The 26005-nt window shown below is 63.6% G+C and carries 4 protein-coding genes; all 4 read left to right on the plus strand.

Annotation, left to right across the window (positions count from 1 at the left end):
- Positions 1-28: 28 nt before the first annotated feature.
- The 4 genes from JJN09_RS23280 to JJN09_RS23295 all read left to right on the plus strand — a co-directional run bounded on the left by JJN09_RS23280 (position 29) and on the right by JJN09_RS23295 (position 26002).
- Positions 29-3430 carry an amino acid adenylation domain-containing protein gene (locus JJN09_RS23280; RefSeq protein WP_249483946.1) on the plus strand — a complete coding sequence of 1134 codons (3402 nt, stop codon included), beginning with the start codon at positions 29-31 and terminating at the stop codon, positions 3428-3430.
- Positions 3427-11262: a non-ribosomal peptide synthetase gene (locus tag JJN09_RS23285; protein WP_249483947.1), complete on the plus strand. Its 7836-nt coding sequence runs from the start codon at positions 3427-3429 to the stop codon at positions 11260-11262. Before JJN09_RS23280 ends, JJN09_RS23285 begins: the two co-directional genes overlap by 4 nt.
- 13 nt (positions 11263-11275) lie before the next feature.
- Complete coding sequence (locus JJN09_RS23290) at positions 11276-24937, plus strand: non-ribosomal peptide synthase/polyketide synthase (protein WP_249483948.1); 13662 nt, start codon at positions 11276-11278, stop codon at positions 24935-24937.
- Between the two features lie 108 nt (positions 24938-25045).
- Positions 25046-26002, plus strand: a complete 957-nt coding sequence (locus tag JJN09_RS23295) for an alpha/beta hydrolase (RefSeq protein WP_249483949.1) — start codon at positions 25046-25048, stop codon at positions 26000-26002.
- The last annotated feature ends 3 nt before the right edge of the window (positions 26003-26005 follow it).

Consider the following 26005-nt stretch of genomic DNA (forward strand, 5'->3'; position numbering starts at 1 on the left):
ACGCCGCCGATCAGCAAGGACCCAATGCATGAATGCCGCAGACGCACAGAAACTAGCCCGCCGCTTTATCGAATTGCCTCAGGACAAACGCCGTGTGTTCCTCGCCGGCATGGCCCGTGAAGGGATCAATTTTGCGCAGCTGCCCATGACCGCCTGCATCGGGGCCGCCGAGCGTGACGGCCTGTCCTATGCCCAGCAGCGGATGTGGTTTCTTTGGCAGATGGACCCGCAAAGTGCCGCCTACAACCTGCCGATGGCCGTGCGCCTGAGCGGCGAGTTGCAGGCCGAGGCGCTGGAGCAGGCGTTCAGTCTGTTGGCGGCGCGGCATGAGTGCCTGCGCACGACGTTCGGCCAGGAGGGCGAGCAAGCGTTCCAGAAAGTCGCCGAACCCCGGCCGGTCAAATTGGCCCTCACAGATCTGAGCGCCTTGCCTGAGGATCAACGCTGGCCGCTGGCCCGGCAGCACATGATGGCGGAAGCCACGCAAGCCTTCGATCTGGAAAACGGGCCACTGCTGAGCCTGCGCCTGCTGCGGCTGGACGCGCAAGAGCACGTGCTGTTGCTGACGTTGCACCACATTATTGCCGACGGCTGGTCGATGAACATTCTCATCGACGAATTCATGCGCACCTACGATGCGCTGGTGGCCGGGCGCGAGCCACAATTGCCGGCGATCACCGTGCACTACCGCGACTATGCACTGTGGCAACGCAGTTGGCTGGAGGCGGGCGAGCGTGAGCGGCAGCTCGATTATTGGCGCGCGCATTTGGGTGACGAGCATCCGGTGCTTGAACTGCCGACCGACCGTGCGTACCCGGCCCAGGCCAGTCACCGCGGCGCGCGTCTGGAAACGGTCATCGATGCCAGCCTGCGTCAGGATTTGAAAAATCTCGCGCAACGTCAGGGCGTGACCCTGTTCGTAGTTCTGCTGGCGGCCTTCAAGACCTTGCTGCATCGCTACAGCGGCCAGACCGACATTCGCGTCGGCGGCCTGATCGCCAACCGCACCCGCAGCGAAACCGAAGGCCTGATCGGCTTCTTCGTCAATACGCAAATCCTGCGCAGCGTGGTCACCGCCAATAGCCGTTTCGCCGATTTGCTGCAGAGCGTGCGCCAAGCTGCGGCCGGCGCGCAGTCCCATCAGGATCTGCCATTCGACGCCTTGATCGAAGCGTTGCAGCCGGCTCGCAGCCAGAGCCATAACCCGCTGTTCCAGGTGATGTTCAACCACCAGCCGCTGGTGACCGATTTGCAGCAGGCGCAGTTGGCGTCCGGTTTGCAGGTTGGTTACCTGACCGAAGAGCAACTGACCGGCAGTGGCCGCGAACACGCGGCCACCAGCGATCTGATGCTCGATACCCGCGAAGAGGGCGAGCAACTGTTCGCCGCGTTTACCTACGCCACCGATATTTTCGACGAATCCACCATCGCCGCGCTGGCCGGGCACTGGCGCAACGTGCTGGTGTCGGTCTGCCGCGATCCGCAGCAGTTGATCGGCAACCTTTCGATGCTGGACGTTGCCGAGCAGCAGGGCTTGATCCAGATCGCCGAAACGAGCCCGCGACTGGCCAGCTTTCAGACCCTGTTCGAAGCGCAAGTGACGCGTACGCCAGATGCACCGGCGGTGATTCTGGCGAGCGAGTCGGCGCCCTCGATCACCTATGCCGAACTGAATCGACGCAGCAATCGCCTGGCCCATCAACTGCGCGCCCGGGGTGTTGGCCCGGACGTGTTGGTCGGCGTGGCGCTGGGGCGTTCGCTGGAACTGGCCGTCGCCTTGCTCGCCGTGCTCAAGGCCGGGGGCGCCTATGTGCCGCTGGATCCGCAGACCCCGGGCGAGCGCTTGCGCCACGTACTTGACGACAGCGGACTGAAACTGTTGCTGACCGACCGCCAGACACTGGCCGGTCTGCCGACCCTCGACGGCGTGGAAAGCCTGTGCCTGGACACGTTGCCGGACGACGGTGCCGGCGACAATCTGCCGGTGACCGTCGAGCCGCAAAACCTGGCTTACGTGATCTATACCTCCGGTTCGACCGGCCGGCCCAAAGGTGTGGCGATCAGTCACGCCGCGCTGAGCGAGTTCATCGAGCGCGCCATCGACTACAGCGACCTGCGCGAAGGCGACCGGGTGTTGCAGTTCGCAACCAGCAGCTTTGACGGGTTCGTCGAGCAGTTTTTCCCGCCGCTCTGTCACGGCGCGAGCGTGGTGCTGCGCGATGCGCGTCTGTGGGACAGCGCGACATTGCATCAAGTGATCCTCGAACACGGCATCACCCTGGCCGACCTGCCGGCGGCGTACTGGTACTGGCTGGTGCAGGAATACGCAGCCAATCCTCCGGCGCACTTCGGTGCCCTGCGCCAGATTCACGTGGGCGGCGAGGCGATGGCGGTGGACGGTCTGCGCCTGTGGCAACAGGCCGGGCTGGGTCATGTGCGTCTGCTCAACACCTACGGGCCGACCGAGGCGACGGTGGTATCGACGATCCACGACTGCTCGGCGCTGACTGCGGAAGCTGTGTCGTGGCGCGGCATACCGATTGGGCAGGGTCTGGCCGCACGTCGTCTGTACGTGCTGGATGATGATTTGAACCTGCTGCCACAAGGCGCGGTAGGCGAGTTGTACATCGGTGGACCGGGCCTGGCGCGCGGTTATCACCGACAGCCGACGTTGAGTGCCGAGCGTTTCATTGCCGACCCGTTCGCCAGTGGCGAACGCTTGTATCGCACCGGCGATCGCGCACGTTTGCGCGCTGACGGCGCGGTGGAATACGTCGGTCGCGTGGATCACCAAGTGAAGATTCGCGGCTTCCGTATCGAGCTGGGTGAAATCGAATCGCGCCTGCAGCAGTGCCCGGGTATCCGCGAGGCCGTGGTGCTGGCCTTGCCGCTGAATGGCAGCCTGCAACTGGTGGCGTATCTGGTGGCCGATCAGGACGTGCTCGACGGAGTGGCTGGTCAATCGGCGTTCCGTCAGCAGGTCAGGGCTTCGCTGCAAGCCAGGCTGCCGGACTACATGGTGCCGGGCCACCTGCTGTTGTTGGCGGAATTGCCGCTGACGCCGAGCGGCAAGCTCGATCGCAAGGCTTTGCCGGCGCCGGACATGGATCAATTGCAGGTCGACTATCGCGTCCCGCAATCGGACATCGAACAAGCCCTGGCGCAGATCTGGGCGGATGTCCTGCAAGTGCCTCGCGTCGGGCTGGACGATCACTTCTTTGAGTTGGGCGGCCATTCGCTGCTGGCGGCGCAAGTGATCGGACGGATCAAGAAACAACTAAACGTGGTGTTGCCGCTGCGCAACCTGTTCGAAAAACCGTTGCTCGGCGATCTGGCCCTGGCGGTGGCGCTGCTGACCGACGGTGCAACGGACAACGACTGGTCCGACATGGACCTGTTCATGAGTGCTTTGGAAGGAGAAGAAGTATGAGCGGCACTATGGCGGATCGTATCGCTAAAAGGTTCGTCGGCTTGCCGCTTGAGCAACGTCGGCTGTTTCTGGCCAAGCTGCGCGAGGAGGGCAAGGACTTCAGTCTGCTGCCGCTGCCGGTCAGTCGCCACGACTGCGCACAGATCCCGCTGTCGTTCGCCCAGCAGCGCCTGTTGTTTCTCTGGCAGCTTGAACCGCAGAGCGCCGCGTACAACATGGCCGCCGGTCTGCGCCTGAACGGGCGGCTGGACGAATCGGCGCTGACCCGCTCGTTCGATCACCTGCTGGCGCGCCATGAAGTGCTGCGCACGGTGTTCCGCACCGACGGCGACCAGCCGCATCAAGTCATACTCGAGCCGCAAGGCGTCGCGCTGGAGCGCATCGACCTTCGCGGTGTTGCCGCCCCGGAGCGCGAGCAGGCACTGGCTCTGCAAGTGCAGGACGTGACGGCGCAGCCATTCGATCTGCGTCACGGCCCGTTGCTGCGCGCCAGTCTGTTTTGCCTGGCGGACGATGAGTTCGTGCTGGTGGTGAGCATGCACCACATCGTCTCCGACGGTTGGTCGATGGACGTAATGGTCAAGGAGTTCGTGCAGTGCTATCAGGCGTTCAGCCTGGAGCGCGAGCCGCTGTTGCCGGCGTTGGCGTTGCAGTACGCCGACTACGCCATTTGGCAGCGGCGCTGGCTGGAAGCCGGCGAGGGCGAGCGTCAACTCGATTACTGGCGCCAGCAACTGGGTGAGGAACATCCGCTGCTGGAAGTCGCCCCGGACTTCGCCCGCCCGCTGACCCAAAGCTTTGAAGGCCAGACCCTGAGCTTCGATTTCGGTACGGATCTGTCGCGTCAGCTCAACGGGTTCGCTCGCGCTCAGGGCATCAGTCTGTTCATGCTGGTGCTCGCCGGTTTTTCGCTGTTCCTCTCGCGTCAGGCCGGGGAGCGTGACATCCGCGTCGGCGTGCCGAATGCCAACCGCAGTCGCGCCGAAGTCGAAGGGCTGATCGGCTTCTTCGTCAATACCCAGGTGCTGCGCTGCGAGGTGGACGAGCGGGGCAGCTTCGAGGATTTGCTGGCGCAGGTGCGTGAGGCGTCGTTTGGCGCCCAGGCTCATCAGGAGCTGCCGTTCGAACAGCTGGTGGACGAACTGGTCGCCGAACGTACCTTGGGGCACAACCCGTTGTTCCAGGCCAAGTTCAACCAGAACGTCGGCATGCAGAAACAACGGTCGATGGCGCTGCCGGGCCTGAGCGTGGCGGAGTATCCGCTGGACAAGGACGGCACGCACTTCGATCTGGCACTGGACATCACCGACGACGGCACGCTGATCCACGGGCAGATGACCTACGCCAGCGACCTCTATCGACACGCGACGGTTGAAGCTTTTGTCCCGGCCTTGCTCGGTCTGTTCGGGGCGCTGCTGAAGGCGCCACAAGCGCCGCTGCACAGCGTGGCGACGGCGTTGCCGAGCGCTTTCGCGGCCCCGCGGGATCCCGCATTGTCGGTGTTGCAACACTGGGCACGCGAAGTCGCTCGTCAGCCGCAGGCATTGGCCGCGCGGGATCTGAATGGCGGCTTGAGCTTCCAGGCGCTGGATCAGGCGGCCAATCGCCTCGCTCATCATTTGCTGGCCCAGGGCGCAGTTGCCGGTCAACCGGTGGCGGTGCTGATGGAGCGCTCGCTCGACTGGCTGACGTGCGTGCTGGCGATCTTCAAGGCTGGTGCGGTGTACATGCCGCTGGACGTCAAGGCACCTGCGGCGCGTTTGCAGCAGATGCTCAGCGCCGCCAAGGCTCGGGCAGTGGTGTGCGCCGAGGGCGATTTGCGGGTTTCGGAACTGGCGGTCGTCGGTTGTCAGGGGCTGGCATTCGATGCGCAGCAATGGCAACACCAGCCGATGACTGCCCCGGCCTGCGAGCTGTTGGTGCAGTCGCCGGCCTATGTGATTCACACTTCCGGTTCCACCGGTCAACCCAAGGGGGTGCTGGTCAGCCACGGTGCCTTGGCCAGCTATGTACGCGGGGTGCTGGAACGTCTCGACCCGGCGTCGGACACCAGCATGGCGCTGGTCTCCACCATTGCGGCAGACCTGGGTTTCACCGTGCTGTTCGGCGCATTGTGCTCGGGCCGTTTGCTGCATGTGTTGCCGGAAGAGCTGGGCTTCGACCCGGATCGTTTCGCCGAATACATGGCCGAGCACCATGTGGGCATGCTGAAAATCGTTCCGGGGCATCTGGCGGCCTTATTGCAGGCATCCCGGGCGGCTGACGTGCTGCCGGAGCAGGCGCTGATCGTCGGCGGCGAAGCCTGTTCGCCTGCACTGGTGGAACGTGTGCGTCAGCTCAAGCCGGGTTGCCGGATCATCAACCACTACGGCCCGAGCGAAACCACCGTGGGTGTGTTGGCCCACGAAGTCGGTTCGCTGGAACCGGAGGGGCGCAGCGTGCCGGTCGGCACGGCGCTGACCGGGGCGCATGTGTATGTGCTCGACGATGTGCTCAACAGCGTGGCCGATCAGGTCGCGGGCGAGCTGTACATCGGCGGCGACAGTGTCGCCCTCGGTTATCTTGGCCAGCCGGGGCTGACCGCCGAACGTTTTGTTCCCGATCCGTTCGGACCGGCCGGTGCGCGGGTGTATCGAAGTGGCGACCGGGTGCGCCGCAATCGTCGGCAGGCGGTGGAGTTCATCGGCCGCGCCGACGATCAGGTCAAGGTGCGCGGGTATCGGGTGGAACCGGCGGAAGTCGCCCGGGTACTGCTCGGTCTGGACGGTGTCAGCGAGGCGGCCGTATTGGCGTTGGCGCTGGATGACGACGCGGCGCGTCTGCAACTGGTGGCCTGGTGTGTACCGGCGGCGGGAGTCGCGTTGAAGGCTGAAAGCCTGCGCGAGCAACTGCAAGCCTGCCTGCCGGATTACATGGTGCCGGCGCAGATTGTCTTGCTGGAGCAATTGCCGCTGACGGCCAACGGCAAACTGGACAAGCGCGCCTTGCCGGTGCCGGGTGTGGTGACTCAGCGTTACGTCGCCCCGATGGGCGAGGTCGAGGAAAAACTCGCGGCGATCTGGGCCGACGTGCTCAAGCTGGAGCGTGTGGGCAGCACCGACAACTTCTTCGAACTGGGCGGGGACTCGATCCTCAGCCTGCAAATCATTGCCCGGGCCAAGCGTCAGGGCATCAAGCTAAGCCCCAAGCAATTGTTCGAAAAGCAGACTGTCAGCCAGTTGGCGGCAGTGGCCAAGCTGATCGAAGCCAAACCCGTGGCGGCCGCGCCGCAGAAAGTTGGCGGACAGCTGGCATTGCTACCGATTCAGGCGCGCTTTTTCGAAACGCCGATTGCCCAGCGTCAACACTGGAACCAGTCGGTGATGCTGCAACCGCAAGCGCCGCTGGAGGCAGGCCATCTGCAAGCCGCTCTGGCGGCATTGATCGAACAGCATGATGCACTGGGCTTGAACTTCCAGGCGTCGGGCGATGCCTGGCAGGCAACGTTCCAGACCGCGCGCGACCCTGAACTGCTATGGGTGCGCGATCTGGAAAGCCTGGATCAACTGACGACGCTGGCGGATCAGGCTCAGCGCAGTCTGGATCTGCAACAAGGGCGACTGCTGCGTGCGGTGCTGGCGAATCTGCCGGACGGTCAGCAGCGTTTGTTGCTGGTGATCCATCACCTGGTGGTCGATGGGGTGTCCTGGCGTGTTTTGCTGGAAGACTTGCAGCTCGGTTACACCGCACTGGCGGCGGGCAAGCCACTGGTGCTGCCGGGCAAGAGCAGCTCGCTGCAGAGCTGGGCCGAACACCTGCACCGCTATGCGCAGAGTGAAGCGCTGGGCCGCGAGCGCGAGTATTGGCTGAAGACTCTGGGCACGGCCGACGCCGAATTGCCACGGGACTTTGCACAAGACGTTCAGACTCAAGCACAGGCGCAACGCGTCAGTTCGCGCCTGAGCCAGGCACTGACCCACAAATTGCTCAAGGTGGCCCCGGCCGCATATCGCACGCAGATCAACGATCTGCTGCTCACTGCGCTGGCGCGGGTGCTGTGCGACTGGAGCCGACAGCCGTCGGTGCTGATCCAGCTTGAAGGTCATGGTCGCGAAGACCTGTTCGACGAGCTCGATCTGAGCCGCACGGTGGGTTGGTTCAGCAGCCTGTTCCCGGTAAGTCTGACGCCGCAGGCAGCGCCGGGCGAATCGTTGTGCGCAATCAAGGAACAACTGCGCGCTGTACCGGGCAAAGGCATCGGTTACGGCGTGCTGCGCCACCTGACCGGCGCCGCCGAGCTGCGCTCACTGGCCCCGCCACGGGTGACCTTCAACTATCTGGGGCAGTTCGACGGTGATTTCAGCGCCGCCGAGGGCACACTGTTCGTGCCGTCCGGTGATAGCACCGGGGCCAATCAGGACGCCACGGCGCCGTTGGGCAACTGGCTGAGCATTGACGGTCAGGTGTATGGCGGCGAGCTGGAACTGACCTGGACCTTCGGGTCGGGCATGTACCGCGCCGACACGGTGCAGGCCCTGGCCGAGGCTTACCGTCTTGAGCTGGAGCGGCTGATCGACCACTGCTGCGACAGTGGTCAGGCCGGCGTCACGCCGTCCGATTTCAGTCTGGTGACCCTGACGCAGGCGCAGCTCTCGGCACTGCCGATTCCGCCCCGGGAAATCACCGATCTGTACCCGCTGTCGCCGATGCAGCAAGGCATTCTGTTTCACAGCCTTAACGATCCTGACAGCCCGGCGTACACCAACCAGCTGCGGGTCGACGTGCAACATCTGGAGGCCGAGCGTTTCCGTCAGGCCTGGCAGCAGACCCTCGACGCCCACGACATTTTGCGTACCGCGTTTGTCTGGCCGAGCGATGCGTCTGCGGCAGTGCAAGTGGTGCGCCAGAGCGTACAAATGCCGTGGAGCGTGCAGGACTGGCGTGGCCGAAGCGACCTCGACACCGCACTGGACCAACTGGCCAATGACGATCTGGCCAACGGTTTCGAGCTGACGGGCGCGCCGTTGTTGCGGGTTTCGCTGGTGCGTACCGATGATTCGACGCATCACCTGATCTACACCTGCCACCACATCCTGATGGATGGCTGGAGTACCTCGCAGTTGTTCGGCGAAGTGCTGCAGCGTTACGCGGGCCTGACTCCGGCCGCTGCCCAGGGACGTTATCGCGATTACATCGAGTGGCTGGGTCAACGCGATCAGCCGGCCAGTCAGGCGTTCTGGAAGCAGGCGTTGGCCGAGCTCGAGGAGCCGACGCGCCTGGCCAGTGCCGTGCCGATGGCGCAGACCGGTGCCGGTGGTTATGCCGATCACCAGCATGTATTCAGTGAACAGCTGACGGCGGATCTGAATCGCTTCGCCCGGGAGCAGAAAGTCACCCTCAACACCCTGGTGCAAGCGGCATGGCTGGTGCTGTTGCAGCGCTACACCGGTCAGGACAGCGTCGCCTTCGGCGCTACAGTGGCCGGGCGCCCGACCGATCTGCCCGGTGTCGAGCAACAGATCGGCCTGTTCATCAACACCTTGCCAGTGGTGGCGACGCCATCCGCCGAGCTGTCGGTCGAGCGTTGGTTGCAACAGGTACAGGGCCTCAACCTGGCGCTGCGTGAGCACGAACACACGCCGCTCTACGAGATTCAGCGTTGGGCCGGACTGGGCGCGGGTGCATTGTTCGACAGCATTCTGGTGTTCGAGAACTACCCGATGGCTGAAGCCCTGCAACAGGGGCCGGACACCGGGCTGGTGTTCTCGGCGATCCGCCGCCAGGAGCAGACCAACTACCCGTTGACGCTGGTGGCAGTCACCGGCCGAGAACTGAGCCTCGGTGTCAGCTACGATCGGGCCTGTTTCGATGCCTCGACCATCCTCGGTCTGAGTCGTCAACTCGAAAGCCTGTTGAGCCAGTTCCTCGGTAACGCCACGCAACCGTTGGGCACGTTGCAACTGCTGGACGGGTCGCAGCGCGAGCAGGCGATCGACTGGGGCAAGGCCGCCGTCACGGCGACCGATCCGCGCACGGTGCTGGAGTTCATCGAGGCCCGTGTCGCGCAGCGGCCGGATGCGCCGGCGGTGGTCTACGCCGAGCAACAGATCGACTATCGCCCCCTCGACCTGCGGGCCAATCGTCTGGCGCACAAGCTGCAAGCGCTGGGCGTGGGCCCGGAAGTGCGGGTCGGTGTGTGCATGCGTCGCACCCCGGACATGCTGGTCGCCTTGTTGTCGATCCTCAAGGCCGGTGGCACCTATGTGCCGCTGGACCCGGACTACCCGCAGGAACGTTTGCTGCACATGCTCGACGACAGCCGAGCCGCGGTGTTGCTGACAGAGCCGGCAGCGCAGGCGATGCTGCCCGATGCGTTGAGCGCCCAAGTGGTGCTGGTGGAGGAGGGCGAGCAATGGCTGGCCGGGTACTCGTCTACCGCACCGGTGGCGGGGATCACCGGGCAAAACCTGGCTTACGTCATTTACACCTCGGGTTCCACCGGCAAGCCCAAGGGCGTGGCCATCAGTCACGCCAACCTCACCGCGCTGATCCAGTGGTCGCAAGGGGTGTACCGCGAGGAGCAACTGCGCGGCGTACTGGCTTCGACCTCGATCTGCTTCGACCTGTCGGTCTGGGAGATCTTTGTCACCCTGGCCAGCGGCGGTTGCATGGTGCTGGCGGACAACGCGCTGGCCCTGGCGGACTTGCCGGCCCGCGAGCGGGTGACGCTGATCAACACGGTGCCGTCGGCGATAGCCGCGCTGCAACGGGCCGGGCAGATTCCGTCATCGGTCGCGACCATCAATCTGGCCGGCGAGCCGCTGAAGCAGAGCCTGGTGGACACGCTTTACGCGACTACGTCGGTCAAGCAGGTCTACGACCTGTACGGGCCGTCGGAAGACACCACGTATTCGACGTTCACCCTGCGCACCGCGCAAGGTCAGGCCAACATCGGCCGGCCGCTGGACAACACCGTGGCGTACCTGCTCGACACTCAGCTCAATGGGTTGCCGGCCGGTGTGGCGGCAGAGCTGTACCTGAGCGGCGCCGGCGTGACCCGGGGCTATCTGATGCGACCGGGCATGACCGCCGAGCGCTTCGTGCCCAACCCCTATGCCAGCAACGGCGAGCGGCTTTACCGCACGGGCGACCTGGTGCGCCAGGGCGCGGACGACAACATCGAGTACCTGGGGCGCGCCGACCATCAGGTGAAAATCCGCGGTTTCCGTATCGAGCTGAGCGAAGTCGAAGCGCGCTTGCTGGAGCAGGCCGAGGTGCGCGAAGCGGTGGTGCTGGCGCAGGACGGCGCAGCGGGCAAACACCTGCACGGCTACGTCGTGGCGGCGCAGCCGGCGACCGATCCGGCGGCGTTGACCGAGCGTCTGCGCGCAGCGTTGGCCAGTCGTTTGCCGGCGCACATGGTGCCGGGGCATCTGCAGGTGATCGAGGCGGTGCCGTTGACCCCGAACGGCAAGCTCGACCGCAAGGCGCTGATGGCCTTGGGCGCCAACCCGACGCAGCAGCAGTACGAAGCGCCGCAGACGGACTTGCAATGGGAAGTGGCGACGGTCTGGCAGGAAGTGCTGGAAATCGAGCGCGTGGGCCTGGCGGACAACTTCTTCCAGCTTGGCGGTCATTCGTTGCTGGCGACACTGGTGGTGACCCGGATCAAGGAGCGTCTGGGCGACAAGGTGCCGCTCAAGGAGCTGTTCGAAGCCGATACGCTGAAAGCGTTCTGCAACCGGATCGAGGCGCTGCGTGTCGAAATGTCGCCCGTTCAGGATGAATTGGCTAAATCCCTGGAGGCCCTCAAACGTCTATCCCTCGATGATCTGGAAAAACTGATTTCTTGAGAGGGAAAAACGCGTGCAAGAGTTAATCGAGTCGGTAGGACAACTTTCGGCTAAGCAAAGAAAGGCTCTGGCGGTTCTGCTCAAGCAGAAAGGCGTCAACCTCTTTGACATTGCCCCGGTTTTCAAGCGCACGGCCGAAGAGCCGCTGCTGCTGTCCTACGCCCAGCAGCGCCAGTGGTTTCTCTGGCAATGGGCGCCGCACAGCGCGGCCTACAACATTCCGACGGCCCTGCGTTTACAGGGGCCGCTGGATGAGTCGGCGCTGGAGCGCAGCCTTCAGGCGCTGATCGAACGACACGAAACCTTGCGCACGGTGTTCTCCCAGGAAACCGAACAACCGCTGCAAACGATCCTCCCGGCAGGATCGTTTGCACTGGAGACTTACCCACTGAGCCCTGAGCTGGCGAGCGACCCGGATGCCTCGATCCAGGCGTTCGTCCAGACCCAGAGCCAGAAGACTTTCGATCTGCAGCAAGGCCCGCTGTTGCGCGCCGCCCTGTTGCAGGTCAACCCGAACGACCACGTGCTGGTGTTGACCCTGCACCACATCGTCTCCGACGGCTGGTCGCTGCAAGTGATGATCGAAGAGCTGGTGCAGCTCTATGCCGGTTTCAGTCTCGGTCACGATGCCGGTCTGCCGGCTCTGCCAATTCAATACGCCGACTACGCCTTGTGGCAGCGCCAGTGGATGGAAGCGGGCGAACAGGCACGGCAACTGGCCTATTGGCAGGAAAAGCTCGGCGGTGAACAACCGGTGCTGGAACTGCCGCTCGACCGCGTGCGCAGCGTCGATCAGAGTTTTGCCGGAGCCAGCCACAACCTGATTCTCGATTCACAGCTGAGCCAGGGTCTGAAAGCCTTTGCGCGGCAGGAAAACGTCACCCTGTTCGTCTTGCTGTTGGCGTCGTTCCAGGCGCTGTTGCACCGTTACAGCGGCCAGTCGGACATCCGTGTCGGCGTCCCGGTGGCCAACCGTGGCCGGGTGGAAATCGAGCGTCTGATCGGTTTCTTCGTCAATACGCAGGTGCTCAAGGCCGACGTTGACAGCCAGACCCCGTTTGTCGATTTGCTGCGTCAGGTCAAACAAACCGCGCAGGAAGCCCAGGCCCATCAGGACCTGCCGTTCGAGCAACTGGTGGAAGCCCTGGAGCCGGGCCGCAGCCTGAGCCACAGTCCGCTGTTCCAGGTCATGTTCAACCATCAGGCGGAACGCCGCAGCAGTGTCGAGACGCGCCTCAACGGCTTGAGCATCGAACCGCTGGAATGGCAGAGCCAGACCGCCCAGTTCGACCTGACCCTCAACACCACCGAACAGGCCCACGGCATCGAAGCGGTGCTCAAGTACGCCACCGACCTGTTCGACGCGGCAACCATCGAGCGTCTGGCACAGCACTGGACTGCACTGTTGCAGGCGATCGTCGAAGACCCGTCGCGCAGCATCGGGCAGTTGCCGATGCTCGATGACGCCCGTCAGCAACAGCTGTTGAATCAATGGAACCCCACGTGGGTCGAGCATCCGGTCGGGCAGTGCATCCATCAGGCTATCGAGGCTCAGGCTGAACGGCATCCCGATGCGGTCGCCGTGACCTTTGCCGGACAACGGTTGACCTACGCCGAACTCAATCGCCGGGCCAACCAGTGGGCGCACCGGCTGATCGCGAACGGGGTCGGCCCGGATGTGCGGGTCGGTGTGGCGGTCGAGCGTTCGCTGGACATGATCGTCGCCATCGTCGCGGTGCTGAAGGCCGGTGGTGCCTACGTGCCACTGGATCCCGGCTACCCGGAAGACCGCCTGAGCTACATGATCGAGGACAGTGGCATCGGCCTGCTGCTGACCCAGGGTCACCTGCAGGCTCAGCTGCCGATTCCGCCGGGGCTTACCTGCCTGGACCTGAGCCAGCCGCTGGAGCAGGGCCGCAGCGAAAACCCGGTCTGCCTGACCACGCCGGACAACCTGGCGTACGTCATCTATACCTCCGGCTCGACCGGCAAGCCCAAAGGTGCATTGCTCCCGCACAGCAACGTCCTCCGCCTGTTCAGCGCCACCGACCACTGGTTCGGTTTCGGCCCGGACGACAGCTGGACCCTGTTCCATTCCTACGCGTTCGACTTCTCGGTCTGGGAAATTTTCGGTGCGCTGCTGTACGGCGGCAAACTGGTGGTTGTGCCCCACGACGTCACCCGTTCTCCGGAAGATTTCTACACCCTGCTGTGCGATGAAAACGTCACGGTCCTGAACCAGACACCGTCGGCGTTCAAGCCGCTGATGCAACTGGCCAGCGAGTCTTCGCGCGACAACTCGCTGCGTTATGTGGTGTTCGGTGGCGAGGCCCTGGAAGTGCAGAACCTGCGACCCTGGTTCGAGCGTTTCGGCGACCGTGCACCGACGCTGGTGAACATGTACGGCATCACTGAAACCACCGTGCACGTGACGTATCGCCCATTGTCGATGGCCGACCTTGAGCAAAGCCACAGCAGCCCGATCGGCGAACCGATTGTCGACCTGTCGTGGTATCTGCTCGACAGCGCGCTGAACCTGGTGCCGCAAGGTTGCATCGGTGAGCTTTACATCGCCGGAGCCGGTCTGGCCCGGGGTTATCTGAATCAGCCAGGCATGAGCGCTACGCGTTTTGTGCCCGATCCGTTCAACCCGCAGGCCGGCGAGCGTCTGTACCGCACCGGCGACCTGGCGCGCCTGCGCGGCGACGGTGTGATCGAGTACATCGGTCGTATCGACCATCAAGTGAAGATCCGCGGTTTCCGTATCGAGTTGGGGGAAATCGAAACCCAACTGCTCAAGCATCCGGCGGTGCGCGAGGCGGTGGTGCTGGCGGTAGAAGGCCCGAGCGGTCAGCAACTGGCGACCTGGATCGTGCCGAACGAGGCACTGCAAGCCGATGCCGAGGCGACGCTGCGCGATTCGATCAAGGCGCAACTGCGCGAAGCCTTGCCGGACTACATGGTGCCGGTCAGCTGGGCATTCCTCGACCGCCTGCCGCTGACGGCCAACGGTAAACTTGATCGCAAGCAACTGCCGCAGCCGCAGGTCGCTCAGGTGCAGGAGGCGTATGCCGCGCCGCGCAGTGAACTGGAACAGCAACTGGCCGCCATCTGGCAAGACGTGCTGAAAGTCGAGCGTGTCGGCCTCAACGACAACTTTTTCGAGCTGGGCGGCGACTCGATCATTTCGATTCAGGTGGTCAGCCGCGCCCGTCAGGCGGGCATCCGTTTCACGCCCAAGGACATCTTCCAGCATCAGACAGTGCAGCGCCTGGCCACGGTCGCGCAGCTGAGCGACGTGGTGCTTGCGACCCAGGGCGATGTGCTCGGCGACGCGGTACTGACGCCGATCCAGCAGTACTTTTTCCACAGCGATATTCCGGCGCGTCATCACTGGAACCAATCGATCCTGCTGACGCCGGCTTCGCCTCTGGCGGCCGCGCCACTGGCGCAGGCGTTGCAGCATTTGCAACGGCACCATGACGCATTGCGTCTGCGTTATCGCGACACCGACGGTGGCTGGCAACAGACCCACGCGCCGGTCGAACAGAACCTGGAACTGTTGCGTACCGTGACCTTGCAGGACAGCGCGGCGTTGCCGGCGCAGTGCCAGGAACTGCAACGCAGCCTCGATCTGGACAACGGCCCGCTGATCCGCGCAGTGCTGGTGGACTTGCCGGACGCCAGCCAGCGACTGTTGCTGGTCATTCATCACTTGGTGGTCGATGGGGTGTCCTGGCGGATCGTGCTGGAAGACCTGCAAACCGCTTATCAACAGCTGACGGCGGGGCAGGCTGTGCGCCTGCCGGCCAAGACCACCGCGTTCAAGGACTGGGGTGCGCGCCTGCAGGGACATGCGCGCAGTGCCGAGCTGGAAGCCGAGCTGGATTACTGGCGCGGGCAGTTGGTGGGGGCAGGCGTCGAGCTGCCGCTGGACAACCCGCAAGGACAGTTGAGCAATCGTTTCGAACGCAGCGTCGATACGCGTCTGGATATCGAGCGCACCCGGCAGTTGCTGCAACAGGCCCCGGCGGTCTATCGCACACAGGTCAACGACCTGTTGCTGACTGCGCTGGCCAAGGTGCTGTGTGAATGGACCGGCGCCGACAGCGCACTGGTGCAGCTCGAAGGCCACGGCCGGGAAGACCTGTTCGACGATGTCGACCTGAGTCGCACCGTGGGTTGGTTCACCAGCATGTTCCCGGTGCGGCTGACTCCTGGCGTCGGTTTCGAATCTTCGATCAAAGGCATCAAGGAACAACTGCGGGCGATCCCCAACAAGGGCATCGGCTACGGTCTGTTGCGTTATCTGGGCAGCGCCGAGGCACAGGCTGCCCTGAGCGGTGCGGCGCAGCCGAAAGTGACGTTCAACTACCTCGGTCAGTTCGACAACAACTTTGATGAAGACACGCTCTGGGTGCCGGCCACCGAAGACAAGGGCGCGGGACAAGACGAACGAGCGCCAATGGCCAACACGCTGACCATCGACGGCCGGGTTTACCAAGGGCAATTGAGCCTGACCTGGACCTACAGCGGCGATGTGTTCGAAGACGCAACCATTCATGCTTTGGCACTCGCCTATGAAGGGGCGCTGGCCGAGCTGATCGATCATTGCCTGACCCCTTCGAGCGGTGGTCTGACGCCGTCCGACGTACCGTTGGCCGGGTTGTCCCAGGCCCATCTGGACCACCTGCCGATTGTCGCCCAGCAGATCGAGGACATCTATCCGCTGGCGCCCATGCAGCAAGGCATTCTGTTCCACAGTCTCTACGACGCCGATGCCAGCGCCTATGTCTATCAGATGCTGCTGGACATCGAAGGTCTGGACGTGGCGCGCTTCCAGCAAGCCTGGCAGCGCGTGGTGGATCGTCACGAGGTGCTGCGCGCCGGTTTCATCTGGGGCCGCGACGGCCTCGACACGCCGCTGCAAGTCATCCATCGCCAGCTGACCCTGGAAATGCCCGAAGTGGACATGCGCCACGAACCGGATCAGGCCGTGGCCATGGAAGCACGGGCACGGGCTGATCTGGAGCGCGGTTTCGATTTGCAGAACCCGCCGCTGCTGCGCCTGTGTCTATTGCGCGTGGCCGATGACCGCCATCGTCTGATCTTTACCTGCCACCACATCCTGATGGATGGCTGGAGCAACTCGCGGATGTTCGGTGAGGTGCTGCAGGATTACGCCGGCCATCCGGTGCCCGGTGCGCAGGGGCGTTATCGTGACTTCCTGGCCTGGCTGCAAGGCCAGGACAAATTGGCTGCGCAGGCTTTCTGGCGCGGGCAACTGGCCGAACTCGACGAGCCGACCCGCCTGGCCTCGGCGTGTCCGGGCAAGGTCCGGCCCGGTGCGGGCAAGGGTGTGCATCGCCTGACGTTTGACGCCGCCTTCACGCGCCGGTTGAACAGTTTCTCCCGACAACAGCAAGTCACCCTCAACAGTCTGGTGCAGGCGGCGTGGCTGCTGATTCTGCAACGCTACACCGGCCAGGCCACGGTCGCGTTCGGCGCCACCGTGTCCGGGCGTCCGGTGGACTTGCCGGGCATCGAACAGCAACTGGGTCTGTTCATCAACACCCTGCCGGTGATCGCCAGTCCGCAACCGGGTGTCAGCGTGCGCGACTGGGTCCGCAGCGTGCAGGACAAGAACCTGCTGTTGCGCGACTTCGAACAGACGCCGTTGCAGGACATTCAACGCCTGGCCGAACTCAATGGCGAAGCGCTGTTCGACACGTTGCTGGTGTTTGAAAACTACCCGGTCTCGGAAACCCTGGAAGCCAACCCGGGCGGCTTGCGCTTCGGTGGGCTGGAGCACCGCGAGCAGACCAACTACGGCCTGACCCTGATCGCCGGTGCCGGCGAGGTCCTGAGCCTGGACTTCAACTACCTCACCGAGCAGTTCGCCGAGCGCAGCGTGGTCGGACTGGCCACACACCTGGAAGCGGTGTTGCAGCAGTTCCTGGAATCGCCGCAACGCCTGTTGGGTGAGGTCGGGCTGCTGTCGAGCGCTGAGCACGACACCCTGGCGCAATGGAATGACAATCATGCGGCGTATCCGTCAGAACGTCTGATTCATCAAGGCTTCGAGGCGCAGGTCCAGGCCCGTCCGCAGGCTCTGGCCCTGAGCCATGGCGGCGCAGCCCTGAGCTATGCCGAACTCAATCGCCGGGCCAACCAGTTGGCCCGTCATCTGACGACGCTGGGCGTGGGTGCCGAGGTTCGGGTGGGCGTGGCTATGCCGCGCTCGGCGGAACTGGTGATCGCCCTGATGGCGGTGCTCAAGTCCGGTGGCACCTACGTGCCGCTGGACCCGGACTACCCGGCTGACCGTGTGGCTTACATGCTCGAAGACAGCCAGGCGAAGGTCCTGCTGACACAACAATCGCTGCTGGCGCAACTGCCGCAGACCGACGCGCAAGTGGTGCTGGTGGAGGCGGGTGGCGAGGCTTTTGCCGACGTGGCAGGCGACAACCTTGACGTCCGTGGCGATTCGGCCAATCTGGCCTACGTCATTTACACCTCCGGTTCCACCGGCAAACCCAAAGGCGTGGCGATTGCCCACCGTAACGTCCAGGCGCTGATCCACTGGTCCGCCGACGTTTACAGCGAGGCTGACTTGCAAGGGGTGCTGGCCTCGACGTCGGTCTGCTTCGACCTGTCGGTGTGGGAGATTTTTGTCACCCTCGCGCGCGGCGGCTCGATCGTCATGGCGCGTAATGCCCTGGAACTGCCGGACCTGCCTGAGCGTGATCAGGTGCGGTTGATCAACACCGTGCCTTCGGCAATCGCAGCCTTGCATCGCGCCGGGCAGATCCCGTCGAGCGTGCGGATCATCAACCTGGCCGGCGAGCCTCTCAAGCAAAGTGTGGTCGACAGCCTGTATCGCGAGACTTCGGTCGAGCACGTCTATGACCTTTACGGGCCGTCGGAAGACACCACGTATTCGACCTGGACCCGCCGCGAGGCTGACGGCACGGCGAACATCGGCCGGCCGCTGGTCAATACCACCGCGTACCTGCTGGACGGGCAACTGCAAGCGTCGCCGATCGGCGTGGCTGCCGAGCTGTACCTGGCCGGCGACGGCATCACCCGGGGCTACCTGTTCCGCCCAAGCCTGACGGCCGAGCGTTTCGTGCCGAACCCGGCCTCGACCACCGGCGAGCGGATGTACCGCACCGGCGACCTGACACGCTTGCTGGACGACGGCCGGATCGAATACGTGGGACGCATCGACCATCAGGTCAAGGTGCGCGGTTTCCGCATCGAACTGGGTGAAATCGAAGCGCGACTGCTGGCCCGGGACAGCGTGCGCGAAGGCGTGGTACTGGCGGTGGACGGTCTTGGCGGTCAGCAACTGGTGGCGTATGTGGTGCCGGTTGACGGCGACCTGAGCCATCAGCAGCAGGACGATTTGCGCGATGCGTTGAAGGCTTCTCTCAAGGCCCACCTGCCGGATTACATGGTGCCGGCGCAGTGGGTGTTCCTTGAGCAACTGCCGCTGACCCCCAACGGCAAACTTGATCGCAAGGCCTTGCCGGCGCCGGACACCACCTCGTCGCAGCGTGATTACGTGGCGCCGCGCACCGCGCTGGAACAACAGATTGCCGAGGTCTGGCAGGACATCCTGAAAATCGAACAGGTCGGCGTGACCGACAACTTCTTCACCCTGGGTGGCGATTCGATCATTTCCATTCAAGTGGTCAGCCGGGCACGTCAGCAGGGCATTCGTTTCACCCCCAAAGACCTGTTCCAGCAGCAGACCGTGCAAGGGCTGGCTTCGGTCGCGCAGCTGGGTGAAGCGCCGGTGCTGACCGATCAGGGACCGGTCACGGGTGAGAGCCCGTTGTTGCCGATCCAGCAGTGGTTCTTCGATCAGGCATTGCCGGAGCGTCATCACTGGAACCAGTCGGTGTTGCTCAAACCGTTGAATCCGTTGGCAGCTGCGACGCTTGAACAGGCCCTGCGGGCCCTGATCCGGCATCACGATGGCCTGCGTCTGGAATTTGCCGAGCAGCCGCAAGGCTGGACGGCCAGCCACCATTCGCCGGAGCCACAAGGGGCATCGCCGCTGTGGCTGGAAACCGTGAGCGATGTCGCCGATCTGGAACGCGTCGCCGAGCAGGCCCAGCGCAGTCTCGACCTGCAACAAGGTCCGCTGTTGCGTGCGGTGCTGTTCGAGCTGCCTGAAGGCGAGCAGCGACTGTTGCTGATCGTTCACCACCTGGTGGTCGATGGCGTGTCCTGGCGGATTCTGCTGGAAGACCTGCAAGGACTCTATCGCCAGTTGCACGCCAACGAACCCGTGGCGCTGGCGGCCAAGACCACTTCGTTCAAGGACTGGGCGCTGCAACTGCAACGTCACGCCCGCAGCCAGGCGTTACTGGAACAACTGCCTTACTGGCAGGCGCAACGCGCGGACGATACGGCGCCGCTGCCTCAAGACAATCCACAGGGCAGTCTGCAAAGCCGTCATGCCGTGACGCTCTACAGCCGGTTGAACCAGGCATCGACACGCCGCTTGCTGCAACAGACACCGGCGGCCTACCGCACTCAGGTCAACGACCTGTTGTTGACCGCGCTGGCGCGAGTGATCGCACGTTGGAGCGCACAATCGTCGGTGTTGATCCAGCTCGAAGGCCATGGTCGCGAAGATCTGTTCGACGGCCTCGACCTGACCCGCACCGTGGGCTGGTTCACCAGTCTGTTCCCGGTCAAGCTGACGCCGGCCGAGGACTTGCCCGGCTCGATCAAACGCATCAAGGAGCAACTGCGTTCGATCCCCGATCGCGGCATCGGTTACGGTCTGCTGCGTTATCTGGGTGACGAGGCTGGCCGGGAATCGCTGCGTGCCTTGCCGACGCCTCGTATCACCTTCAACTACCTCGGGCAGTTCGATGGCAGTTTCGATAGCGAGAAGGGCGCCTTGTTCGTCCCGGCCGCCGAGGCCAAGGGCGCCGAGCACAGTGACGAAGCCTTGCTGGGTAACTGGCTGACGCTCAACGGCCAGGTGTATGGCGGTGAGTTGAGTGTCGGCTGGTCGTTCAGCACGCAGATGTTCAACACCGCGACCATCGAGCGTTTGGCCGACGAGTACGCCCGGGAGTTGGAGCAACTGATCGAGCATTGCTGCCTGCCCGACAGCCACGGCGTCACGCCTTCCGACTTCCCGCTGGCCCGTCTGGACCAGCCCCGTCTGGACAGCCTGCCGGTGGCCCCGGCAGACATCGAGGACATCTACCCGCTGTCGCCGATGCAAGAGGGCATGCTGTTCCATACCTTGTCGGATAACGGCTCCAGTCTGTACGTCAATCAGATCAGCCTGCCCGTCAGCGGTCTGGACGTCGAACGCCTGCGCAAGGCCTGGGAATTTGTCATCGAGCGGCAGGCGATCTTGCGCACCAGTTTCCATTGGCACGATGGGCTGGCCAAGCCGCTGCAGATTGTTCAGCGCCATGCTGCACTGGATCTGCAAGTGGTCGACTGGCGTGGCCGCGAAGTCAGCGAGGCGGACATCGCCGAGCGGGCCGCGGAGGATCGTGCGCGTGGTTTCGAGCTGACCCGGGCGCCGTTACAGCGGGTACTGTTGATCCGCAGCAGCGACGATCAGTACCAGATGGTCTGGACCAGTCACCACATCCTGATGGACGGCTGGAGCAGTTCGCGCCTGTTCGGCGAGGTGATCCAACACTACGGCAAAGGGGAAGTGCGAGGCGAAAACGGTCGTTACCGCGATTTCATCGCCTGGTTGCAGGCCCAGGATCAAGATGCCCGCGAGCTGTTCTGGAAAGCACGGCTGGCGCCGGTCAACGAGGCGACTGCACTGAGTCAGGCGATTCACCCGCGGCATGTGTCCGAGGAAACCGGCCACAATGCGCTGTACTCCCATTGGGATGCGCAGCAGACCGCTCGCCTGTTGCAGTTCTGCCGCGATTTGCGCATTACCCCGAACACGCTGATCCAGGGCGCGTGGCTGTTGCTGCTGCAACGCTACACCGGGCAAAGCACCGTGACGTTCGGCGCCACGGTGTCCGGCCGCCCGGAAAGCCTGGCGAACGTCGGCAACATGCTCGGTCTGTTCATCAACACCTTGCCGATCATTCAGACCGTGGAGCCGGACCTGCCGCTGGCGGACTGGCTGAACCGGATCCAGGCCTACAACCTGGATATCCGTGACCATTCCCAGGCGCCGCTGGCCGACGTGCAGCGTTGGTCCGGTCTGGGCGGGCAGGCATTGTTCGACAGCATCATCGTGTTCGAAAACTACCCGATCGATGACCGTCTCCAGGAAGACAATGACACCGGGCTGAGCTTCGGCAAATCCATCGGTCATGACGTGACGAACGTACCGATGGACCTGGCAGTGACGTTGGGCGATACGTTGTCGATCGAGTACCTGTTCCTGCGCAACAGCTTCAACGTGGGCGCCGTGGAGGGCATTCGTCGCACGCTGGAAAACAACCTCGAAGCGATGATGGCTGCGCCGTATGAGCGACTGGGCAATTTGCAGCGGCTGTCACAGGATCAGCTGCAAACCATGGCCACCTGGAGCGCCGAACCGTTGGCGAACCATCAGCCGGCCTTGCTGCCGGAATTGATCAGTCGCCATGCACAGCAGCAGCCGCAGGCGATTGCCCTGCAATGCGGCGAGCGGCAGTTGAGCTATGGCGAACTGGAACAACAAGCCAACCGTCTGGCCCATTGCCTGATCGAGCACGGCGCCGGCCCGGAAGTGGTGATCGGTGTCGCGCTGGAGCGTTCGCTGGAGATGGTCGTGAGCTTCCTGGCCGTGCTCAAGAGCGGTGCCGCGTACGTGCCGCTGGATATTGATTATCCGCCGGAGCGTCTGGCCTACATGGTCGAGGATTCGGGCATGGCGCTGCTGCTCAGCCACAGCGGTCTGAATCTGCCGGTGCCGCAAGGGTTGCCACGGCTGGACCTCGATCGACTGGATGCCTTGCGCTACACCGACTCGACGCCGCCGTGCCGGGTTCAGGAACAGAACCTCGCGTACCTGATCTACACCTCCGGTTCGACCGGCAGGCCCAAAGGCGTGGCGGTCACTCAAGGGCCGCTGAGCATGCACTGTCAAGCCATTGCCGAACTGTACGAGATGGACGCCAGCAGTTGCGAATTGCACTTCATGTCGTTCGCTTTCGACGGCGCTCACGAGCGCTGGCTGAGCACGCTGTACAGCGGCGGCCGGTTGGTGATTCGTGACGGTTGCCTGTGGACGCCGGAGCAGACCTATCAGGCGCTGCACCGGTACGGCGTGACGATTGCGTGCTTCCCGCCGGCCTATCTCAAGCAACTGGCCGAGTACGCCGAGGCCAGCGGCATTGCTCCGCCGGCGGTGCGCATCTACTGCTTCGGCGGTGATGCGGTGCCTGACCAGACGTTCGAACAGGTCAAGGCTGCGCTGCGTCCCGAGTACTTCACCAACGGCTACGGCCCGACCGAAACCGTGGTCACGCCGATGCTCTGGAAGGTGCCGGTCGAGCAGCGATGTGAAGCCGCCTACGCACCAATCGGTCGTGCGGTGGGTGCTCGCTCGCTGTATGTGCTGGACGAGGATCTGAACGTGCTGCCGGCCGGGTTTGCCGGTGAGTTGTACATCGGTGGCTATGGCGTTGCGCGGGGCTATCACCGCCGCCCGGACCTGACGTGCGAACGTTTTGTGCCGAGCCCGTTCGTGGCGGGTGAACGGCTTTATCGGACCGGTGACCTGGTGCGTCTGCGCCAGGACGGCGTGCTCGATTACGTGGGACGCATCGACCATCAGGTCAAGGTGCGTGGGTTCCGTATCGAACTGGGTGAAGTGGAGGCCAGCCTGCGTCAACTGGAAGATGTGACCGATGCACTGGTCATCGCCCGTGATGCAGTCTCCGGCAAGCAACTGATCGGCTATGTGGTGACGACTGAAGGACAGGATCTGGGTGATGAACTCAAGACCGGCCTGAGAGCGTCGTTGCCGGAGTACATGGTGCCGGCGCAGATTGTCTGCCTGAGCGCCTTCCCGATCACGCCCAACGGCAAGCTCGATCGCAAGGCCTTGCCCGAACCTGAGTTCAAGAGCCAGGAATACACCGCTCCGCGCAACGAGCAGGAGCAACATCTGGCCGAGATCTGGGCCCAGGTGCTGCAGGTCGAACAGGTCGGGATCACCGACAACTTCTTCGAGCTGGGCGGCGACTCGATTCTCAGTCTGCAGGTGATTTCCCGGGTGAGAAACCACCCGACCTTGGAGATGGATCTCAAGCTGCGCGACCTGATGCGTTATCAGACCATCGCCGGGATCGTCGAGCAGGACGAAGGCAAGGGCACCGCCAGCCAGGCGTCGGTCGACGTCACGCAAGCGGCGCATGAAGGCCTGTTCAATCTGATCCCGATCCAGGAGTGGTTCTTCACCGAGCGCATGGCTGAACCGCATCATTACAACCAGTCGCTGATGTTGCGCGCACGTCAGGCACTTGACCTGGCGGCGCTGGAGCAGGCTCTGGCCTTGCTTGAAGCGCATCACGACGGCTTGCGCTTGCGCTTCAGTCAGGAGGGCGGACGCTGGATGCAGCGCTATGCCACCCCGGCCGACCGCCGCGAGCCATTGCTCTGGCAGCGGGAGGCACAAAACCGTGAGGAGATCGAGGCGCTGGCCAACCTGACCCAGCGCAGCCTGCAACTCGAAGACGGCCCGGCCTGGCGAGCGGTGCACATCGCGCTGCCGGACGGTGAGGCGAGAGTCCTGATGGTCATCCACCACTTGGTGGTGGATACGGTGTCCTGGCGAATCCTGCTCGACGATTTGAAGGTCGCTTATGAAGCGTGTGTTCGCGGCGTCGATCCACAATTGCCGATCCGTACCAGCAGTTACCGTGCCTGGGCCGAAGGGCTGGCGGCGCATGCGCCGCTGGTGGTCGAGCAGGAACTGGCTTACTGGATGAGCGAGCTGGATCAGCCGGGCGTAGACCTGCCGTGCGATAACCGTCGCGGCAAGAATCAGGTCAAGCAGACGGCGACGGCACGCCTGGAGATGTCTCGCGAACACACCGAGCAATTGCTCAAGCAGGTGCCGGCGGTTTATCGCACGCAGATCAATGATCTGTTGCTGGCGGCGCTGAGTCGTGTGCTGTGTCGCTGGAGCGGGCAGTCGTCGGTATTGGTCCAGCTTGAAGGACATGGTCGTGAAGACCTGTTCGAAGACATCGATCTGAGCCGCAGCCTGGGCTGGTTCACCAGCATGTTCCCGGTGCGTCTGAGCCCGGGTGCCGACGCCGATATCGGCGGTGCGATTCTGGGCACTCAGGCGCAACTGGCCGCGGTGCCGAACAAGGGCATCGGTTATGGCGTGCTGCGTCACCTGGCCGGAACGGATGTCGGCGGGCAGTTGGCGGCATTGCCGCAGGCTCGCGTGACGTTCAACTACCTGGGGCAGTTCGACCAGAGCTTCGACGAGCAGGCATTGCTGGTGCCGGCAGCGGAAAGTGCCGGCGACAACTACAGCTTGCAGGCCAATCTGGGCAACTGGCTGGAAATAGTCGGTCAGGTGTACGAAGGGCAGCTCACGCTGCGTTGCATCTACAGCACCCAGCGTTATCGGACGCAAACGATGGAGACGCTCATGCACGATTATCAGCGCGAGTTGCAGGCGTTGATCGAGCACTGCATGGCGCGTGTGGCGCGATAGGTCGTCCCGCCTGATGTTCCCCGAGGGGCGCTGCCGTTGTGCGCGCCCCTTTTCTTTTTTGCCGAACTCTTTGCCTAAACTCGTTTTTCATAAACAAGGATCTCGATGATGTCGTTACACCCCGATCTTGAAGCCTTCCTTGACCTGGCGCAGGACAGCCAGAGTGCGGGCATGCCGGCCCTCCATCAACTGGCGCCCGCGCAGGCTCGCGCCACGTTCGAGTCGACCACTGCCCAATTGCGCTGGGCGGCTCCGGAGGATGTGCAGGTGGTTGAACTGAACGCCCCGACCCGGGACGGCGCCGGTTTGCCGTTGCGTCTTTACCGTCCCCACGGCGTGGAAGGCGCGTTGCCGGTGCTGGTGTATTTCCACGGTGGCGGTTTTGTGGTCGGCAGCCTGGATTCCCATGACGGCGTGTGCCGCGAATTCTGTCGGCACACGCCTTGCGCGGTGCTTTCGGTCGGCTATCGGCTGGCGCCTGAACACCGTTTCCCGACTGCACTGGAGGACGGTGAGGACGCGTTGGCATGGTTGGCCGAACAGGCCCGGTCACTGGGTCTGGACAGCAGTCGTGTTGCGTTTGGTGGTGACAGTGCTGGAGCAACCCTTGCGACGGTGTTGGCGTTACAGGCAGTGGTCGAGCCGTCGAGCGTGGCCATCCGGCCTAAGGCGCAACTGCTGTGTTATCCGGTGACGGATGCTTCCTGCACCCACGCCTCGCGGGAACTGTTCAGCGAAGGCTACTTGCTGGAGAACGAAACGCTGGACTGGTTCTACGAGCAATACGCACGCCATCCGGAGGATCGTGTGAACTGGCGTTTTTCGCCCTTGCTGGCCGAAGATCTGCGCGGGGTCGCGCCGGCAATCGTGATGCTGGCGGGGCTCGATCCGCTGCTGGACGAAGGCCAGGCGTATGCCGACAAGCTGCGTGAGCACGGTGTGCCTGTAGAGCTGGAAGTGTGCGAAGACCTGACCCACGACCTGTTGCGCCTGGGGTCTGTCGTACCGCACGTGCTGGAAGTTTACGGACGGTTGGGGAGTGCGTTGAGTCGGCTGTTAGGCTGAACT

It is taken from the genome of Pseudomonas sp. HS6, assembly GCF_023375815.1.
Taxonomy (GTDB): domain Bacteria; phylum Pseudomonadota; class Gammaproteobacteria; order Pseudomonadales; family Pseudomonadaceae; genus Aquipseudomonas.